Raw genomic sequence first — 17,800 nt, forward strand, 5'->3', positions numbered from 1 at the left:
ATCGCCGCCGTCCAGGCGGCGATCGCGGCGGCGCGGGGTGCGGGCGACGACGTGCCGATCGGCGCCGTCGTCCTGTCCCCGGACGGGACCCCGCTCGCCTCCGCGCGCAACGCCCGTGAAGAACTGGGTGACCCGACGGCGCACGCGGAGATCCTCGCGCTGCGGGCCGCGTCCGAGATCTACGGTGACGGCTGGCGGCTCGAGGGCTGCACGCTCGCGGTGACGCTGGAGCCGTGCACGATGTGCGCCGGCGCCCTCGTGATGGCCCGGGTCGCGAAGCTCGTCTTCGGCGCCTGGGAGCCTAAGACGGGGGCCGTGGGGTCGCTGTGGGACGTCGTCCGAGACCGGCGGCTCAGCCACCGCGCGGAAGTCGTCGGCGGCGTGCTGGAGCCCGAGTGCGCGGCCCTGCTCGAAGACTTCTTCCACGGGCGCCGGGGTAACCGCACCGGGTGACAGATGTGTCGGTTCCGGCTCTCCGGGTACTCCAAGATCACGCGGCCGCAAACGGTGGCCGCAGTCGAAGGAGGAACGTCCGCCATGAGCGTTTTCGACAAGGCGAAGGACAAGGCCGAGCAGGCCATCGGCGCCGCCAAGGAGAAGCTCGGCGAGAAGACCGGCAACCAGGACCTCGAGAACTCCGGTCGCGCCGACCAGACCGAAGGTCAGGTCAAGGAGACCGGGCACGATCTTCGCGACCGCGCGGAAGGCGGCGTGCAGGACCTCAAGGACAAGTTCAACAAGTAGGCCACACGCAGAAGAGCCGGTCTCCGTGGAGACCGGCTCTTCGCTGCGGTGGCGGTGGGATTTGAACCCACGGACGGTTATTAGCCGTCACACGATTTCGAGTCGTGCTCCTTCGGCCGCTCGGACACGCCACCGCCGAGAACAATACCGGAGGGCCTTCCCGCCCTCGCAGGGGGTCAAGGAAGCTGCGCGGTGATCTCGTCGATCGCCGCCGTCTGGTTCTCGACGATCTCCTGTGCCAGCGCTTTCGTCTCGGCGTGCTCGCCCGACGACAGCACGGTTTTGGCCATCGTGACGCCGTTGCGCAGGTGTTCGGCCATCAGCGGGAGCCACGTCTTGTCGAACTCGGCGCCGGTCAGGTTCTGCAGCGAGGCGACCTGCCCGGCGGTGATCATCCCCGGCATCGAGTGTCCCGCGTGGCCCGCGGCGGGCAGTACGGCCGCGTTCCACGACTGCAGCCAGCCGGTCATCGTCTGGACCTCGGCCGACTCGGCCTTGATGATCTTGGCCGCGGTGGCCTTCACGTACTCGGAAGCCGACCGTTCCGAGGCCAGGTTCGCGACCTGGATCGACTGCTGGTGATGCGGGACCATCTGCTGGGAGAAGGTGATGTCGGCCTGGTTGGCGCCAGGGGTGTTCGGTGCCGCCGGTGCGGCGCCCGTGGCCGTCGAGCAGCCCGCGAGCACCCAGACGACCAGCCCGAACAGTGCCATCGGCAGTCGCCGTCGCATCGATACCTCCGTAGTCGTGGGGAATCCGGCCCTCCGCTCTGTGATACGGCTGTGACCTTCCGGCGGTTCAAAATCGGATTAGCCTCGGTAGGCATGACGGATCCGAAGACCGTGGTGACCGGTTTCCTTCAGGCTCTCGAAGAGCTCGACATCGATCGCGCGCTGAGCTTCGTGGCGATCGACATCGTCTACCAGAACGTCCCGCTGCCCCCGGCCCGTGGCCTCTCGGCGGTGGAGAAGCAGCTGCGCACCATGGCCCGCTACGGCAGCGGGTTCGAGGCGCGCACCCACCACATCGCCGCCGACGGCCCGATCGTGCTCACCGAGCGCACCGACGTCCTCCGGCGTGGTTCGTGGGAGGCGGAGTTCTGGGTGTGCGGCACGTTCGAAGTGCGCGACGGCCGGATCGTGCTGTGGCGCGACTACTTCGACTGGACGACGTTCCTGGCCGCGAGCGCGAAGGGCGCGGGCAAGGCCGCCGTCGCCGGGGCGAAGTCGCTCATCGGCAAGTACCGGGCGCGGCAGGAGCTCGAGCGCTGACCGGCGGCGGAAACGACACACCGCCGGTGTACGGGCTCCGTCCTCCCCAGACGGGTCCCGTGCACCGGCGGTGCACCCCCAGTTCCCCCCGCTCGCCCTCCCCGGCGAGCGTCTGAAAGCTCTGGCGATGTGAGGGAGGATTGTGCCCTCGCTCACATGGCCAAAGGTAACTCCGGAATTGCCGGGTTGTACCCGGACTTGAGGTTCATTTAAGGCAGGGGAACCCCAATGGGCTATTTGCGCGGCGTTCCCACCACATAAATGTCACCGTCGGCCACGGAGACGTCACGCGCGCTGGACGCGCCGGTCGCCAGAATGCGAGCGGGGTCCCGGAAACCGGTGATCACCTCGACGCGCTGGACCGGTTTCGGTGTGGTGATCAAGGTTTCCGGCTTCCAGACGCGTCCGTTCTCGAGCAAGAACGTTTCGATGTCCGGCTGTCCGTCCCGGGTTCCGTAAACGCGCCAAGTGCCGCCATTGAGCTGTTCGATCTCGCGCAATCGGAGTCCGTTCGCGACTTCGCGCACTTCCCACTCCCGGCCGTTCCACGCGCCCGCGAAATCGCGCGGCGAGCCCGCGGCGTCGAACTGGAACCAGGTGACGAACGGCTTGCCGTCGCGCTGCGTGCCGACCTGCAGGATGTAGTCCGGCGACTTGAGCCCGCCGGGGAGTTCGAGCGGGGTTTCGGCGACCTTGAGGTACCGCTCCTGCTCGGCGTCGTCGACCTGGGTGCCGAGGTCGCGGCCCGCCGCGGAGTGGAAGCGCAGGGTGCGGACGTCGAACGACAGGTAGTAGACGTTCCGGTGGTAGACGTCGTGCTTGTGCTGCGTCGGCCCGCCGCCCGCGAGCGTGTAGACGAACTGGATCCGCCCGGACGACGGCAGGTACCGCAGCTGGCCGACGTAGATCTCGTCCATGTGGTCGGCCCGGCCCAGCGAGCCGAACGCCCACTGCTTCCCGGTCAGCTGCACGGAGTTCTTCCACGTCTTCCCGTTGTCACGGGACACGATGTACTTCATCGGGCGGAAGTCGGTGTTCGCGGTGGGATCGAGTTCGTTCGTCGTCTCGCGGTAGAACAGGAACAAGGTGCCGTCGGTGGTCTTGACCGGCATCGGGTAGCTCGCCGAGGCGCCCTGGGGCACCTCGGTGTCGGTCCAGGTGCCTTCGAGGGAATGGGCGAGCGGCGCGCGGCTGATCACGGTGCGCGTGTTGTGCATGCCGCGGAAGATCAGCAGGTGGCCGTCGCCGGCGAGCAGCATCGTCGGGTAGTTGTGCGGATCGGACTCGCCGTCGGCGATCTTCTTCGGCGCGGTCCAGCCGCCGGTCCGGTGGTCGTAGGCCTGGACGTAGGTGTCCGCGGCCTTGCCCGACCACGAGATGAAGGTCTTGCGCGCGACGGGGTCGTACACACCGCCCGCGTTCGGCCGCCGGTCGGTACGGGACGCGACCGTGCTCGCCGGGGTCATCACCTCGAACGCCGCCTTCTCCGGTGGCTTCGCGGCCTGGGCGGGCGGGGTCACGAGACCTGCCGCGAGGAGTGGGATGAGCGCGCAAAGAAGTCTGCGCATGAAGACGCCTCCTGTGTGTGGCAGGCGGCGGATCTTGATCCTCTCACGGGGGAACACGGCAAAACCAGCCCTGAAAACGACGAAGGGGTTGGTGCGACCGGCCCAGCGGTCACGAATCGTTGTCTCGTCGTCTTCCTCATTTCACTTGTTCGGGGGAGTATTCCTCGACCGATCTTGCGAAGAGGGGACTCAGCGTGACCACATCCCGCCGTGCTGCCAGGAGACGGGCCCTGACCGTGGCCGTCACCTCCGGCCTGGTCGTGAGCGGTGCTGCCATCACAGCCGCTCCGGCCGCGCTCGCCGCGCCCAGCGCCGACGCCGTGATCGCCGAGGTCTACGGCGGTGGCGGCAACTCGGGTGCGACGCTGAGCAACGACTTCATCGAACTCGCCAACCGCGGCGCGGCGGCCGTGAGCCTGGACGGCTTCAGCGTCCAGTACGCGCCCGCGTCGGGGAACAGCTGGCAGGTCACGCCGCTGACCGGCGGTGTCGCGCCGGGCGCGCGGTACCTGGTCGCGGAGGCCAAGGGCGCGGGCGGCACCGTCGCCCTGCCGACGCCGGACGCCACGGGCTCGATCCCGCTGTCCGCCACGGCGTGCACCATCGCGCTCGTCCAGGGCACCACGGCGCTGACCTGCAAGACCGCCGCCGACTGCGCGGCCGACCCCCGGATCAAGGACCTGGTCGGCTTCGGCCCGGCCGCGGTCATCCGCGAGGGGGCCGCGGCACCCGCGCCGTCCAACACCGCGTCGGTCGCCAGGGGCTCGGCGCTCGCGGACACCGACGACAACGCCGCCGACTTCACCTCCGGTGCGCCCACCCCGACGAACAGCAAGGGTGAGACGCCGGGTGAGACCGGCCCGCCGCCGGTGACCGCCAAGATCCACGAAATCCAGGGCACCACCCGGATCTCGCCGTTCAAGGACCGGAAGGTCGCCGGGGTCACCGGTGTCGTGACCGCGATCCGGAGCTTCGGTTCGGCCCGCGGGTTCTGGGTCACCGACCCCGCTCCCGACGCCGACCCGCGCACCAGCGAGGGCCTGTTCGTCTTCACCGGTTCGACCACGCCCGCCGTGGCCGTGGGTGACGCCGTGACCGCCACCGGCACCATCCGCGAGTTCTACCCGGACGCGCCGGCGACCTCGCCGTACCAGTCGCTCACCGAGCTGACGAGTGCACAGTGGACGGTCGATTCGAGCGGGAACGCCCTGCCCGCACCGACCGTCGTCACGCCGGACTCGGTCCCGGACACCGTCGCCCCCGCGCCGGGCGGCAGCATCGAGCCGCTTCCGCTGGAGCCCGCGAAGTACTCGCTGGACTTCTGGGAGACGCACGAAAGCGAGATCGTCAGCGTCTCCGACGCGCGCGTCGTCGGCCCGACGTCGTCGTTCAACGAGCTTTACGTGACCACCAAGCCGAAGCAGAACCCGAGCGTCCGCGGCGGCGCGGTGTACCTGGACTACGACCGGCTCAACACCGGCGTGCTCAAGGTCGCGTCGCTGATCCCGTTCGCCGAGGTGCCGTTCCCGAAGGTCAACACCGGCGACGTGCTCACCGGCGAGACCTCCGGCCCGGTCGAGTACAGCAACTTCGGCGGCTACACACTGTTCGCGACGAAGCTGGGCGCCACCAAGGACAACGGGCTCAAGCGTGAGAGCACCCGCGCGCAGCGCAGCGGTGAGCTTTCGGTGGCCACCTACAACGTCGAGAACCTGTCCGCTTTGGACAGTGCGGAGAAGTTCGGCGAGCTGGCCAAGGCGATCGCCACCAACCTGGCGAAGCCGGACATCCTGAACCTGGAGGAGATCCAGGACAACAACGGCCCGGCCAACGACGGCACCGTCGTGGCGGACCAGACGCTGCAGAAGTTCGTCGACGCGATCGTCGCCGCCGGTGGCCCGCGCTACGAGTGGCGTCAGATCGACCCGGAGAACGGCAAGGACGGCGGCCAGCCGGGCGGCAACATCCGCGTCGGCTTCCTGTTCAACCCGGCTCGTGTGTCCTTTGTGGATCGTCCGGCCGGCACCGCGACCACCCCGGTCGACGTCGTCAAGGAGCGCGGCAAGACCCACCTGACCGTCTCTCCCGGCCGCGTCGACCCGGCCAACGAGGCGTGGGAGGCCAGCCGCAAGCCGCTCGTCGGCGAGTTCGTCTTCCAGGGCCGCACCGTGTTCGTCATCGCGAACCACTTCAACTCCAAGGGCGGCGACCAGCCGACCCACGGCCGCAACCAGCCGCCGGTCCGGAGCTCCGAGGTGCAGCGGGCCAAGCAGGCGACCGTGCTGCGGGGGTTCATCGACAAGGTGCTCGCGTCGGACAAGAACGCGAACATCGTCGTGGCCGGTGACCTGAACGACTACCCGTTCTCGCCCGCGGTGAAGACCCTGACGGCGGGCGGCGTGCTGAAGGACCTCATCGCGTCGCTGCCGGAGAACGAGCGGTACAGCTACGTTTTCGAGGGCCAGTCGCAGGTGCTCGACCACATCCTGGCGTCGAAGGCGCCGCGCGGGACCGACTACGACGTCGTCCACCTGAACGCGGAGTTCGCCCAGCAGGCGAGCGACCACGACCCGCAGGTGCTGCGGTTCCGGCCGAGCGCGGGCAACCCGGTCCAGGACGCGTTCTACGACCTGGCGGACTACCTCGAGAAGGTCCTCGGCCCTTACCTCCCGAAACCATAGTTTCCTGTTAAAGGCCTTGTCCTTGCAAATTTGCAAGGACAAGGCCTTTAAGGCACAGTTAATGCAGTCCGCGTTGGCGCTTCAGTGACTTGGTGGCGGAATAGCAGCAATAGTCGCATCAAAGATGTCAGTAGCCCTGTTCTAGGCGTCCTGGTTCACCGTCATCTATGTGATTCTCTGGATCACTGCCGCCTGCCATCAGTATCTCGGCCGTGGGGAGTGTGCGCAACGGGTCTATGTTCCGGGCAGGAACCGGCTCAAAAGAAAGAGGTTTACCCTTTAAGTAGGAGTCTAGAGCGACCTGTCGAGTGCGCCTGCTGCTAAGGTCGCTGGAATTGCGAATGGCACGCGAGTACGAAGTTATGGATGGATCCAAATCGAGGCCACGTGCAGGCTTTTTGTCGACCATTGACACCAGACTGTCTACCTGAGACGAGAACTCAACTAGCCTCTTTGAGATTTCTTCGCGCTCGTCTCGATTAAAGGGAATTTCGGAAGCCCTGGCAGCCAGCACAATAAATAGTGAATAAAAGTCAACTTTCCTTGACCAGCGTAGTCGATTCGGCCACGTAAGTAGCTTAGCTAGCTCGCCGAGTACTGCGTTAAATGTCTGCTCAACCCTAGTTCGATCAGGAAATTCCTCTTCAAAGGCGGCGTAAAACTTGTCTAAGTTAGACTTCTTGTTTTGCGGCCCGAAAAGCATTCCGGTAGCTAGTTCGCTAACGTATTCAACATCAATCATCCTGCGAAAGTCGTTGGAGCTGAATATTCCCGAGCTTACCCAAAAGTCAATCTGACTAAGATTCTTCATGCAGGTGATAAACTCGCCCCAATATGTTGCATGTCGCAGTTCTTGCTTGTTAAGTACAATATTATTCCTGTTCAGTCGAGTAAAGATGTCTCGGATTAGCTCGGTTGAGAGGCCGGGGAGTGCTCGAACTACGAACTTGTACTCGAAGATCCTGCGACGTTCAGTCTCGGGGAGCTGATCGAATTTGAGTCCGGCAAGGTTCTCCGATTCTTCGCCGAGGGCAAACTTGTTGGAGATGAACTCAAGACAGGCGCGAACTCTTTGCTGACCGTCTACTACCGTGTGTATCTCCTCGCCGCTACCGGTCACGGTTGTTTGAAGGTAAAGTTCGGGAACAGGAAGCCCTCGCAAAATGGAATCAATTAGGTAAGCCTTTTGTCGATCTTGCCAGACCGGATTCCTCTGGAAGGGAGGCCGCATATCCAGTTCCTGGTTTTGAAGTCTCCCCCAGAACCAAGAAACAGTCTGGTGTGCAACCTCCAAGAACTGCTGGGGATGTCCTGATTCAACTGCTCTAGTTGTGTTAGTCATTGAAACTTTCTCCTGCGGATATCAAGTTGGTCCTGATTCTGCGCAAATTATTTACTTGATATTCACGCAAGGACTGACAGTCTCGGTAAATTCGCCCGTTTATCTCGCGTCCTGTTGTCGGTTCGCGGTTTGATGCTCGTGAAAAGGCTCTTGTCCACTTTGCTCCGAACGGAAGCATGCCGAGGATCTTGTCCGTTGCAATTGCCCCATCGAATATGAGGCGGCCCCTGTGCCAATCGAGCACCTCAGCTTCGGAGCTTCCTGGCTTCAAGCGATCTAGCGGGCCAAGGCTTCGAAGTTGCAACCATGCTTCTTCAAAATGCCTGTTGCTAATTATGGCAACGTCGATGTCTGAATCTTGGTGAAATTCCGAGAATTTCTTTCCTGGAGACAGGCTGAAGCCTAATCCAGCGCTGCCGACGATGGACATCGGCAGTGGGTCGACATCTAGATCGTAGGCGAGTTGAAATTTCCATTCAGCATATTTGGTTCGAGATTCAAAGATCCAGGGTGTTCTATCTAACACGTGGCGATTGATGAAAGTTTCCGGGCTGAGTTGGATAATAGTTCTGAGCAGATCCTTTGTGGTTTGAGGATGCCCAGACCTGGATTCGCCAAACTCTGTTTGGTTTATTGCATGGGAGAGGGAGCCCATGATTTCGGCGCGGGTTAAACTGGCACCTAATTCATCTGAAGGCAATAAGTCACCGCTATTTATTGATAAGCTAGGTACGTGGTTTCAGGGCGCTGTGGAACTATTGGCTCACAGAAGCCACGTACCTAGAACTCGTTAGAACGCTAAATCGGCTGAGGATAGGTGTCGACATCCCAAGGCTGACTCGATGCGGGCATTCGAATCAGCTTAACGGGCTTTCGCTCACGCCACTTGTTCCAGGATTGAATTGTCATGCCTATGACGATGTTCCTCTTAGTGTGGCCGTAGCGATCATTGCGCATCCGAAGGAGCTGTCGACGTAGGACCAAACACGGATCGTTTTCGTATTCGGAAATGCAGTGCACAAGATTATAGAGGAATCTCTTGGCATCATCTGGGTCGATGCGGGAAAAGAGCCACATTAAAAAGGCGCAATTGTTTCGCTTCATGAGTGCGCTGACTTCTTCGTTGCCGAACCTAGCGGCAACCTTGGTTAAATCATTGGCTTCAGGGTTTGATAGCAAGTATTCGTGCACTTCAAGTGGGTCTACCTGGCGGAATGAGACGTGAGATATCCATCCGGTCTCATTCCATTCGAAGATTAAGCGTATGATGGTGCTCAGATCTCCGGTGTTGGTGTAGTTGTACGCCACGCGAAGCTGATCTCCCAGTGATCGAGCCCTGCCGATATCAATCGTGGCAATGGACGACCGTGAAACATTGAATACAACATATATTTTGACTGGCTGTCCATGTGCAACTATCGCCGCACAGCGGTGCTGTCCGTCGATAAGTTTCCCATTTTCATCGATCTTAATTGTTTCACCATTTAAGTGAAAGTCGCCATTGGTCATCAGTCTTGCGTAGTGCTTAACGCGCTTTGCGCTAATTCGGCGATTTGTTGCCATATTTGCGAGCCATGCCTTCGCCATTGCGGGAGTTACCGCAACGACATGTCCATATTGATCGGCTCGAGGGTCCTCCGTCGAACCCTCATTTGACTTTTCGTTCACATGTAGATTGTTGCGGTCGTGCAGGCGACTGGCTGGTAACGACTCTCGGAATCGAGACGTGACGACGAGAAGTTCACCCGTTCAGGGATAAGTTCTGTCATCAATAGTAGTCAGTTGCTGTTGTGATCGCTTCGGCTTGCGTCGAAGAAACTAGGAGCGTTTCGCGCGCCATCCCAGGGAAAGGACGGCCTGCACGAGTTCCTGGTAGCTCGGCTTGACCTCTTCCAGGTACTTCTCCAGGTACCCGGCCCGCGCGGTCGGCACCGGCTGCGGGTCTTCGTCGTCCGGCAGCCAGGTGAGACCCTCGACGTTGTGCTGGGCCATCTTCCACCACCGGGAAGCCCTGTCGACCGCGCGCTGCTCGCGTTCGGCGGCGTCCGCGACGGACTGGTGCGCCTCGGCGAGGCGGGCTTCCAGTTCGTCCGCGCGGGCGACCTCCCAGCCTCGGAGGTTCTCCGCCGAGGCACGCGCGAGGCCGACGATCTCCTTGTACCGCATGGCCGCGGTGATGCCGTCATCCATCGAGAAGCCCTTCCGGACGCTGGAACGGGATGATCACCTCGGGGGCGCCGTGGGTGGTGCGGTCGAAGAACAGCGCGCGACCCGGTCGCGGCGACCAGTGCACGACCTGCCCCGCGGCGAACGGCGACAGTTCGTTGCCCTGGACGTCCAGGGCGGCCCAACTGCCGATGTCGTCGGTGCCCGCGAAACCGAGCGTGTCCTTCAGCCGCGCGATGCTGCGCCACCAGCCGATGGTGTGGACGCCGTGCCCCGGACCCTGCTTCAGCAGCACCCGCAGCTGGTCCAAGCCGCTCTTGAGCTGGCCGGGCGCCTTGGCCTCCAGCGCGGGGATCGAGGCGTCGACGCCGTAAAGCAGGAGCACGTGAGCTTTGTCCAAAGAGGACAAATTTTCTGCGATATCGATTACCCGGCCGGGCAAATCGTCGACCAGTGTCGCCTCGTGGCCCTCCGCGCGCAAGCGCTCGGCCAACTCGGACACCGCCGGGTAGGACGCTTCGATGGGGCACGAGAGCACGAACTCCACCGCGCCGTCGTGATGCTGGCGAGCCAAGGAACGTGCGGCGGAGTCCATGATGGACAGTGCTTCCGCCGTCGCGGCGCCCAAGACCGCGACGTTCCGTCCCGGCGCCTTCGGCAGTTCGACCCCGCAGGCGGCTTCGTCGACGTCGATGGACTGACCGAGCAGCGCTCGCGGCTTCTTCGTGGGCTTCAGATCGTTGAAAGCCGGGAACTGTTCCAGCACCGGGGAATGCGCCCCGTCGAACAGCCGCGGCCGTTTGAACGACTCCGAGTACCGCTCCCACAACCGGTGCTGCAGCTTGACGAAGACGTCCTTGCTGCTCGCGTCCGGGACGTGGGCGAGCTGGTTCCCGTGCGCCACACCGGAATCGTGGTTGATCACCGCATGCCACTTCGGCGCCGAGACCGCCGCGTTGTTGGTCTCGGAGAGCACGCGCCGCGCCTTCGGCATCGCGATCCGCAGCGTGCACTGCTCGAACACCGCTGGCTTGCCCCAGAACGCCTCGATCCCGGCGACGTCCTGGCTCGCCAGCACCAGGTGGATGCCCTGGGAGCGGCCTCGCCGCGCGATGTCCTCCAGCAGCTGGGTCGCGGTCGCCGTCACGCCGTCGCGGCCGGCGAACAGGTACTGGAACTCGTCGATCACCGCGACGATCCGGGGCCAGTGCCCGCCGGGGTCCTGCTCGCGCAGGTCCGCGAGGTTGGTGACCTCGTGCAGTTTCGCCGCGGCGGACCGGCGCCGCAGCTCGTCGGCGAGGTAGCGCAGCAGCGCCAGGCCGAACTCGCGGTCGGTGTTGACGTTGACCCCGATGAGCTTGGCGTGCGGCAGCCAGCTGGCGTCCCGCCGTCCCGGCGCGAGCCCGGCGAACGACACGCCTTCCTTGAAGTCCAGCAGGTACAGCGCGAGCTCGTCCGGCGAGTACCGCGCCGCGAAGCTGCCGAGCAGCGAGTACAGGAAGTTCGTCTTCCCCGAACCACTCGGCCCGCCGATGAGCACGTGCGGGCTGGCGTCGCCGATGACGACCTCCACCGCCTCGCCCTCGAAGAAGCCGACCGGCGCCCGCAGCTCCCGCGCCGAACTCTCCTTGCCCAGTTCGGTGGGCAGCAGATCGGCGAACGCGCGGGGACCGCCCTGTTTGGCGATCAGGGCCTCGGCGATCCGCCCGGCGGCCCGGATGACCTGCCCGGACGGCATCGGCGGGTCGAGGTCGACGATCAGGTCGGGGCCGGTCATGCTGCTGATCGCGTGCCGGTCGTCGGTCAGGCTCAGCGATTCGACCGACGTCGACAGCATGGTCGGCACGTCGATCAGGATCAGGCAGATCCCGGCCGCGAGCGCCCCGGTGGCGACGCGTTTCAGCTCGCGGGCCCGCTCCGGTTCGAGGGTCTCCCCGTTGCCGTAGAGCACCGCGACGCGGAACGGTTCGACGCGCTGTCCGCTCGCCCGCCGGATTTCCCGCAGCGACGTGTGCCCCGCCTGCATCCCGGTCGCGTGGATGCGGCGGATGTGCCCGGCCAGTTCGTCGAGGAGGTCCTCGAGCCGCCCCGGGTCGTACAGCGTGAGCGCGCTCGTGCGGCTCAGCGGGTAGAGGTCGGGCAGGATCGCGGTCAGCTGCCCGACGTCCCACAGGTGGACGCGCACCGCGCCGGGTTCGAACGTGCTCAGCACTCGCATCAGCAGGTTCTGCACGATGCCGTCCACGGCGGCCCTGGTCTTCGGCGCCGACCTGATGGACAGATGCGACTCGTCGAGCAGGGGTATCGCGACGTCGAAAGTCCGTTGGATGTCCTGGCCCGGCACGGTCGCCGAGCCGACGCGCCACAGGCCCGGCGCGGTGATGCCGGGGTTCCCGCCGACGCGGCCGAGCCAGTTGCCCGGCTGCTGACCGGCGGGACCCGGCGCGTTGTTCGTGACCAGGTCGCGCAGGGCGCCCGGCCCGGCTTCCCAGTCCGCGTAGAACTGGCCGCGCACGCTGCCGAGCATGCCGAACACCTCGTTCGCGGCGGGATGCTGTGACCACTCGGCGTACTGGTCCGAAGTGGAGTTGTTCATCCCCACCCGGACTATGCGCTGTTCCAGCTCCAGCTTGGCCAGCTCCGCCTCGGCGGCCTGGCGGGCACCGGCGGCGGCGCCGAGGACGAGCCCGATCTGGTGACGGACTCGCTCCAGCGCCGTAACGACGCGATTGCGCTGTTCACTCGCTTTGCTGCCCATACCGGCTCGCCGATCTCAGAGGCGTGATTGGTAACCGCTGACCAGGTCGTCAGCGGCGGAAAGGCGCGTCAGGAGATTTTCCAGGCCCTCGTCGGCCTGCGCCAGCTGCGGCGGCACCCATGGCACGGCTTGGGCCTGCGGTTCGACCAGGGCGCGCCGGGACTCCTCCAGCAGGCTTCGGGCCCGCTCGGCATGGGCACGTCCGTCGGCGAGGCCGGTTTGGACGGCCGTCAGCAGCTGATGCAGTTCTTCGAGGTACATGGTTTAGAGGCGGGTCGAGTACGACTCGGCCGACGAAATGCCCGCCTGGATGGTGCTCTGCATGCCGGTGATGCCCTGCAGGGCCTCGGCGAGAAGCCCCTGTGCCTGGCTCACCTCGTGCTGGGTGCTGCCCTGGGTGGCCTGTGAAAGGGAAAGCTGGGCTTCTTCAAGAGACTGCGCTGCCTGCTGAAGTGCGGCGATGCTCGCAGATGCCTTCTCGTTCGCGAGCGCGATACCAGCGCGGATCTCTTCGACTCCGGCCATTTTGGCGGACTCCTTGGGACGTCGGGGGCTGGAACGACCACGTCTAAACTTAGCGTGATCAACTGACTCTGTTAAGTGAAGGTCCTGCTGTGTAATCAACAAGGCCCCGGACGTCGGAACGTCCGGGGCCTTGCTGATGGCGGAGGATACAGGATTCGAACCTGCGAGGGCGTGAACCCAACACGCTTTCCAAGCGTGCGCCTTAGGCCGCTCGGCCAATCCTCCGTGGGGAACTTTACCGGATGCCCTTCCGGCCTTTCGAAGGTGGGTCTGACCTGCCTTTCCGGCCGGAACGCCTCACGGGTGCGCGGGCGTGAGAACGTCGGCTACGACGCAGGTGATGTTGTCCGGTCCGCCGCCTTCGTTGGCCAGGTGGATCAGCCTCGGGACGGTCTCGGCGGGATCTTGGAAGGCACCGAGGACGTCCTTGATAACGGTTTCGACAACCGTTGCCGTTAACCCATCCGAGCACAGGAGAAGACGGTCGCCGGGGGCCGCGTCGAAGGTCCAGATGTCCGCTTCGCCGCTTCCGGTGCTCAGGAGTGCCTTCATGAGCAGTGAGCCGCGAGGGTGCCCCTCGACTTCCGAGGCGTCGATGCGCCCGTCGTCCGCGAGGGCCTGCGCGAGCGTGTGATCGCGCGTGAAGCGCTGAAGCGTGCCTTCGCGCAGGAGATACCCGCGGGAGTCTCCGATGTGCGCGGCGGCGAAATGGGCGCCGTCGAACAGCAGCGCGGTCAGGGTGGTGCCCATGCCGCGGGTCTCCGGTTCGCGCTCGGCCGTCGCGATCAGCCGGTCGTCGATCGCGCGGACACCGCCGGAGAGGACCTCGATCAGGTCGACGTCCGCGAGGTCGAAGCCGCTGAGGTCCGCGTCGAGCCGGGACAGGACGCCGACCGCTTCGGCGCTCGCGACCTCGCCGTGCGGCTGGCCGCCGATGCCGTCGGCGACCGCCAGCATCCGGGCGCTGGTGTAGAGCGAGTCCTGGTTGACCTGACGGCGTCGCCCGACGTCCGAGCCGGCGGCGTACCGAAGGGTGTACGTCATGTGACCCAGTAAAGCAGTTGTGTACTGAGTTCACAAACATAGGTCTGGAATGGTCAGCTTTCGGTTACGATGCGCCGATGGAGGAGCAAGCCACCGTCAGCGCGGCGGACATCGCGCACATCGCCGGCGTCGGCCGCGCCGCGGTGAGCAACTGGCGTCGACGGTACGGAGATTTTCCGCCGCCCGTCGGCGGGACGGCGTCGAGCCCCCTCTTTTCGCTGCTCGACGTCGAAAACTGGCTGCGTGAGCGCGGGAAGCCGTTCGAGCTGTCGCTCGGGGACCGGATCTGGCAACGGCTGCGGAACCTCGGCGACGACCTGTGGCTGAGCTCGCGGGTCGGCAGGGTGGGCACGTTCCTGTCGCGGCGGGCCTCCGGGGAGGAGTGGGATTTTTCGCCCCGCTACGACGATCCCGAGTTGCTCGAACTCCTGGACCGCTTCGCCGTCGAGGTGGGGGCGCGCGAGGCCTTCGAGTTCCTGTGCGAACGCTACGTCGAGGCGCACTCCCGCCAGCTGTCCGTCACGCCGGAACCGGTGGCCGCGTTGATGTCCCGGCTCATCGGTCCCGAACCCGGCGTCGTGCTCGATCCCGCGTGCGGGCTCGGGACGCTGTTGCTCGCCTCGGGCGGCACCCGGCTGCTCGGGCAGACCGACGATCCGGCGATCTCGTGCATCGCGGCGCACCGGCTGCTGCTCGCGGGCGCGGACATGGAGATGTACGGCGCGGACGCCCTGCCGATGGACTCCTACGAAGGACTTCTCGCGGACACCGTCGTCTGCGATCCACCGTTCAACGACCGGGAATGGGGTCACGACGAACTCGTCGGCGACCCGCGCTGGGAGTACGGCCAGCCGCCGCGCGGCGAACCGGAACTGGCGTGGGTCCAGCACTGTCTCGCGCACGTCAAACCCGGCGGGCTGGTCGCGATCCGCATGCCGCCCGCCGCCGCCGGGCGCCGGACCGGCCGCCGGATCCGCGGGAACCTGTTGCGGGCCGGGGCTTTGCGCGCGGTGGTGACGGTCGGCGGCGCGGACCTCTGGCTGCTGCGGCGCCCGGAGCCCGGCGAGCGGCCGCCGTCCCGGTTGCTCCTGCTGGCCGATCCGTCCACTGTGGAGGAACAGTGGCGGGAGCACCTGCGCGGCGCCGAGGTGCCGGGCGCGGTCCGGATCATCGACCTGCTCGACGAGGAGATCGACCTTTCCCCTGCCCGGCATCAGGCGCGGGACGAACACGTGGGCGAGGCGTTCCTCGAAGTCCGGAAGCATTTCGAGGGGATCCGGCCGGAACCGCCGTCACTGGCGGTGGCCGATGAGAACCCGCAGTTCACCACGATCGGCGAACTGCTGAAGTCCGGAGTGCTCACGGTGCCGGAATCGGTGGAGGAGGGGGACGTCGTCGCGTCGCCCGCCGTGCCCGCGTATGTCCACAGTGGAGCACCGGTCGCGGTGGAGTCGCCGATGTCGAAGTACCGCACCGATCCCGAACGACTGGACGCCGCGTTCCTCGCCGGCTGCCTGCGCGCGGCCGGGCAGATCGCGCCGACCTCGTCGACCAGGATCGACCTCAAGCGCACCCGGATCCCGCGGCTGCCGATCGAAACGCAACGTGCCCACGGGGAGGCGTTCACCCGGCTCGCCGCCTTCGAGGACGCCCTGCGCGAGGCGGCGGAATCGGGCCTGGAGCTGGTGAGGCTAGGCTTGGCAGGGCTAACGGAAGGTCAACTGAGGCCAGGGAACTAAGTGCTGATCGCGGACCGCTACGAACTCGACGAGCTGCCGCTCGGCCGGGGTGGGATGGGCGCGGTCTACGCGGGCCACGACCGGCATCTCGGCCGCCGCGTGGCGGTGAAGTTCCTCGGGCTCCCCGGTGGTCCGGACGCCGAACTCGAACAGAGGTTCATCCGCGAGGCACGGATCCTCGCCACCCTGGAACACGCGGGTGCGCCGACGCTGTACGACTTCGGCACCTACGACGAGCGGTTGTTCCAGGTCATGCAGTTCATCGAGGGCGTGACCGTCGCCGATCTCGCCGCCGAACACGGTCCGCTGCCGGTGCCGTGGGCGGCCGCGATCGCGGCGCAGGCGTGCGCCGTGCTGTCCGCCGCGCACGCGCTCTCCATCTGTCACCGCGATCTCAAGCCCACCAACCTGATGCTGTGTCCCGACGGCAGTGTGAAGGTGCTCGACTTCGGGCTCGCGATGCTGCGCGAGACCGACGTCGCCCAGTTCACCCGCGCGGGGCAGATCCTGGGCACGCCCGCGTACATGGCGCCCGAGCAGATCCAGCGCGGGATCGCCGGGCCGCGCAGCGATCTGTACGCGCTGGGCTGTGTCCTGCACGAAATGCTGACCGGCAGGCAGCTGTTCACCGGCCCGACAGCGTACGCGGTGTTCGAGAAGCAGGTCAAGGAGAGTCCGGCCGAAGTGGACGGTGTCCCGGGTGGACTGAACGTCCTGCTCGCGGATCTGCTCGAGAAGGATCCGGAGCGCCGCCCCTCGGACGCGAACGAGCTGTTCGGACGGTTGGCCGTGTTCGCGCGGGACCTGCCGCCGCTGCCCGGATATCTGGACGAAGGCGCCAATCCGGGCCGGATGTACGCGCGGGTCGTCGGCCGAGTTCCCTGATTTCCGCAGGTCAGCGGCCTTGAGACAGGATCGTGACCTTCCGGCCAACAACCCCTTACGGGTGAGCTCCGTCTTTACCCATGTCAGACGCACTACGGACAATCGGGGGTAAGGGTCGTGAAGAAGTTCCTGGTGGGGGTGACCGCACTGGCCACCGCGCTGGTGTTGACCGCGTGTTCCGGCGACGCCGGGGGCGGCTCGCCCGGTGGCGGCGCCGTCGCGCAAGGCGATCCGGTGGGCGGGACGACGACCACGTCGGTGCCATCGACGTCCTCCGCCGCGCCGACCACGTCCTCCCGGACGCCGAGCAGCAGCAGTTCCGCGCCGAAGCCGTCCACGTCGTCGAAGCCCAAGCCGACACCGAAGCCCACGCCGAAACCGGCGGCCAAGCCCGCCGCGAACGCCGCCGACGTGCCTTGCAAGGCCGCGCTGGCCTCGCCGGGTGTGAGCGCCTGTGTGGACCTCTCCGCGCTGAAGACGTGGCTGCTGCAGGACGGCAAGGTCATCTACGGTCCGGTCAAGCAGCTGCCCGGCAAGAAGGGGCACGCGACGCCGACCGGTGTCTTCCACGTTTCGGCCAAGGTCAAGAACTACCACTCGAAGCAGTTCGACGCGCCGATGCCGAACTCGGTGTTCTTCCTGCCGGGGATCGCGTTCCACACCGGCAGCCTCTCGGTGTACTCGCACGGCTGCATCCACCTGGCCGCGGCGGCTTCGCAGAAGTACTTCACGACGCTGCAGAGCGGCGACGTGGTGCAGGTCGTGGCCTGACCCTTTTTGTCCGTGAAGGCCCCCTTTCCTACCCTGAGGGTGGGGAAGGGGGCCTTCACGTAATAAGAGGAGACCCGCCCCGCGCCCTCGCTACGTCGTTGGTCTGATGTGCCGTGGTGGTCGGCCGCTCGACGTGGGCTGACCAGCGCGAGGTGTACGCAGAGCGAGGGGTGTGTGGAAATAGGGACACTGAACGTCCCTATTTCCACACACCCCTCGCGTCTCCGGCAGTCTGGATCGCTCCCTTGCTACGTGAAGGGAGCCTTCCCCGCGTCACATGCGGCGAAGGCTCCCTTCACCGCATGT

The 17,800-nt window shown here is 65.4% G+C and carries 17 protein-coding genes and 2 tRNA genes; 7 read left to right on the top strand and 12 right to left on the bottom strand.

All coding sequences use genetic code 11. The annotated features are described in order from the left end of the window. Together ACLJPX_RS36435 and ACLJPX_RS36440 are read left to right on the top strand one after the other, a co-directional pair. Nucleotides 1-453: a nucleoside deaminase gene (locus ACLJPX_RS36435; RefSeq protein WP_410605073.1), complete on the top strand. Its 453-nt coding sequence runs from the start codon at nt 1-3 to the stop codon at nt 451-453. 84 nt (nt 454-537) lie between these two features. Beyond that, nucleotides 538-744 (top strand): CsbD family protein, encoded by a 207-nt coding sequence (locus ACLJPX_RS36440; RefSeq protein WP_101611226.1) that lies wholly within the window; start codon nt 538-540, stop codon nt 742-744. A 46-nt stretch (nt 745-790) separates the two neighbouring features. Here ACLJPX_RS36440 and ACLJPX_RS36445 read toward each other — a convergent pair. Then, nucleotides 791-878, bottom strand: a tRNA-Ser gene (locus ACLJPX_RS36445). Nucleotides 879-920: 42 nt separating this feature from the next. Next, the gene (locus ACLJPX_RS36450; protein WP_410604876.1) at nt 921-1,475 is read right to left on the bottom strand and encodes a DUF305 domain-containing protein; all 555 of its coding nucleotides are present in this window, start codon (nt 1,473-1,475) and stop codon (nt 921-923) included. Between the two features lie 93 nt (nt 1,476-1,568). On the opposite strand from ACLJPX_RS36450, the gene ACLJPX_RS36455 reads away from it, so the two are divergent. Further along, nucleotides 1,569-2,015, top strand: coding sequence for a limonene-1,2-epoxide hydrolase family protein (locus tag ACLJPX_RS36455; protein ID WP_410604877.1), 447 nt, complete (start codon nt 1,569-1,571; stop codon nt 2,013-2,015). 233 nt (nt 2,016-2,248) lie between these two features. Here the strand turns inward: ACLJPX_RS36455 and ACLJPX_RS36460 are convergent, their stop codons facing one another. Next, nucleotides 2,249-3,583, bottom strand: a complete 1,335-nt coding sequence (locus ACLJPX_RS36460; protein WP_410604878.1) for a BNR-4 repeat-containing protein — start codon at nt 3,581-3,583, stop codon at nt 2,249-2,251. Between the two features lie 194 nt (nt 3,584-3,777). Between ACLJPX_RS36460 and ACLJPX_RS36465 the strand changes: the two genes are divergently transcribed. After that, nucleotides 3,778-6,264 (top strand): endonuclease/exonuclease/phosphatase family protein, encoded by a 2,487-nt coding sequence (locus ACLJPX_RS36465; protein ID WP_410604879.1) that lies wholly within the window; start codon nt 3,778-3,780, stop codon nt 6,262-6,264. A gap of 127 nt (nt 6,265-6,391) precedes the next feature. Here the strand turns inward: ACLJPX_RS36465 and ACLJPX_RS36470 are convergent, their stop codons facing one another. The 9 genes from ACLJPX_RS36470 to ACLJPX_RS36510 form a co-directional block, all read right to left on the bottom strand. Next, nucleotides 6,392-7,606: a DUF262 domain-containing protein gene (locus tag ACLJPX_RS36470; RefSeq protein WP_410604880.1), complete on the bottom strand. Its 1,215-nt coding sequence runs from the start codon at nt 7,604-7,606 to the stop codon at nt 6,392-6,394. After that, complete coding sequence (locus ACLJPX_RS36475; RefSeq protein WP_410604881.1) at nt 7,599-8,306, bottom strand: hypothetical protein; 708 nt, start codon at nt 8,304-8,306, stop codon at nt 7,599-7,601. The genes ACLJPX_RS36470 and ACLJPX_RS36475 overlap by 8 nt, the downstream gene beginning before the upstream one ends. Before the next feature lie 98 nt (nt 8,307-8,404). Beyond that, nucleotides 8,405-9,274 carry a hypothetical protein gene (locus ACLJPX_RS36480; RefSeq protein WP_410604882.1) on the bottom strand — a complete coding sequence of 290 codons (870 nt, stop codon included), beginning with the start codon at nt 9,272-9,274 and terminating at the stop codon, nt 8,405-8,407. A 150-nt stretch (nt 9,275-9,424) separates the two neighbouring features. Next, a complete protein-coding gene (locus ACLJPX_RS36485; protein WP_101611221.1) occupies nt 9,425-9,796 on the bottom strand; it encodes a hypothetical protein in 372 nt (123 codons plus the stop codon). Next, nucleotides 9,789-12,530 carry an FtsK/SpoIIIE domain-containing protein gene (locus ACLJPX_RS36490; RefSeq protein WP_410604883.1) on the bottom strand — a complete coding sequence of 914 codons (2,742 nt, stop codon included), beginning with the start codon at nt 12,528-12,530 and terminating at the stop codon, nt 9,789-9,791. Before ACLJPX_RS36490 ends, ACLJPX_RS36485 begins: the two co-directional genes overlap by 8 nt. 15 nt (nt 12,531-12,545) lie before the next feature. After that, nucleotides 12,546-12,791 (bottom strand): hypothetical protein, encoded by a 246-nt coding sequence (locus tag ACLJPX_RS36495; RefSeq protein ID WP_101611219.1) that lies wholly within the window; start codon nt 12,789-12,791, stop codon nt 12,546-12,548. Between the two features lie 3 nt (nt 12,792-12,794). Further along, entirely contained in the window at nt 12,795-13,055 is a 261-nt protein-coding gene (locus tag ACLJPX_RS36500; RefSeq protein ID WP_101611218.1) for a hypothetical protein, read from the bottom strand. Nucleotides 13,056-13,192: 137 nt separating this feature from the next. Then, a tRNA-Ser gene (locus ACLJPX_RS36505) sits at nt 13,193-13,280 on the bottom strand. Nucleotides 13,281-13,352: 72 nt separating this feature from the next. Then, nucleotides 13,353-14,099: a PP2C family protein-serine/threonine phosphatase gene (locus ACLJPX_RS36510; RefSeq protein ID WP_410604884.1), complete on the bottom strand. Its 747-nt coding sequence runs from the start codon at nt 14,097-14,099 to the stop codon at nt 13,353-13,355. Nucleotides 14,100-14,176: 77 nt separating this feature from the next. On the opposite strand from ACLJPX_RS36510, the gene ACLJPX_RS36515 reads away from it, so the two are divergent. The 3 genes from ACLJPX_RS36515 to ACLJPX_RS36525 all read left to right on the top strand — a co-directional run bounded on the left by ACLJPX_RS36515 (nt 14,177) and on the right by ACLJPX_RS36525 (nt 17,494). Next, entirely contained in the window at nt 14,177-15,838 is a 1,662-nt protein-coding gene (locus ACLJPX_RS36515) for an N-6 DNA methylase (protein WP_410604885.1), read from the top strand. Beyond that, nucleotides 15,839-16,723 (top strand): serine/threonine-protein kinase, encoded by an 885-nt coding sequence (locus ACLJPX_RS36520; protein WP_410604886.1) that lies wholly within the window; start codon nt 15,839-15,841, stop codon nt 16,721-16,723. A gap of 117 nt (nt 16,724-16,840) precedes the next feature. Continuing rightward, nucleotides 16,841-17,494 (top strand): L,D-transpeptidase, encoded by a 654-nt coding sequence (locus ACLJPX_RS36525; protein ID WP_101611214.1) that lies wholly within the window; start codon nt 16,841-16,843, stop codon nt 17,492-17,494. Nucleotides 17,495-17,800: the final 306 nt, after the last annotated feature.

Origin of the sequence: Amycolatopsis sp. lyj-90 (genome assembly GCF_046549035.1) — a bacterium.
Taxonomy (GTDB): Bacteria; Actinomycetota; Actinomycetes; order Mycobacteriales; family Pseudonocardiaceae; genus Amycolatopsis.

Coding starts and splice junctions, on each gene's coding strand:
- ACLJPX_RS36510 (WP_410604884.1), bottom strand. CDS start 14,099: ATGACGTACACCCTTCGGTACGCCGCCGGCTCGGACGTCGGGCGACGC.
- ACLJPX_RS36485 (WP_101611221.1), bottom strand. CDS start 9,796: ATGGATGACGGCATCACCGCGGCCATGCGGTACAAGGAGATCGTCGGC.
- ACLJPX_RS36500 (WP_101611218.1), bottom strand. CDS start 13,055: ATGGCCGGAGTCGAAGAGATCCGCGCTGGTATCGCGCTCGCGAACGAG.
- ACLJPX_RS36440 (WP_101611226.1), top strand. CDS start 538: ATGAGCGTTTTCGACAAGGCGAAGGACAAGGCCGAGCAGGCCATCGGC.
- ACLJPX_RS36460 (WP_410604878.1), bottom strand. CDS start 3,583: ATGCGCAGACTTCTTTGCGCGCTCATCCCACTCCTCGCGGCAGGTCTC.
- ACLJPX_RS36450 (WP_410604876.1), bottom strand. CDS start 1,475: ATGCGACGGCGACTGCCGATGGCACTGTTCGGGCTGGTCGTCTGGGTG.
- ACLJPX_RS36455 (WP_410604877.1), top strand. CDS start 1,569: ATGACGGATCCGAAGACCGTGGTGACCGGTTTCCTTCAGGCTCTCGAA.
- ACLJPX_RS36470 (WP_410604880.1), bottom strand. CDS start 7,606: ATGACTAACACAACTAGAGCAGTTGAATCAGGACATCCCCAGCAGTTC.
- ACLJPX_RS36495 (WP_101611219.1), bottom strand. CDS start 12,791: ATGTACCTCGAAGAACTGCATCAGCTGCTGACGGCCGTCCAAACCGGC.
- ACLJPX_RS36490 (WP_410604883.1), bottom strand. CDS start 12,530: ATGGGCAGCAAAGCGAGTGAACAGCGCAATCGCGTCGTTACGGCGCTG.
- ACLJPX_RS36515 (WP_410604885.1), top strand. CDS start 14,177: ATGGAGGAGCAAGCCACCGTCAGCGCGGCGGACATCGCGCACATCGCC.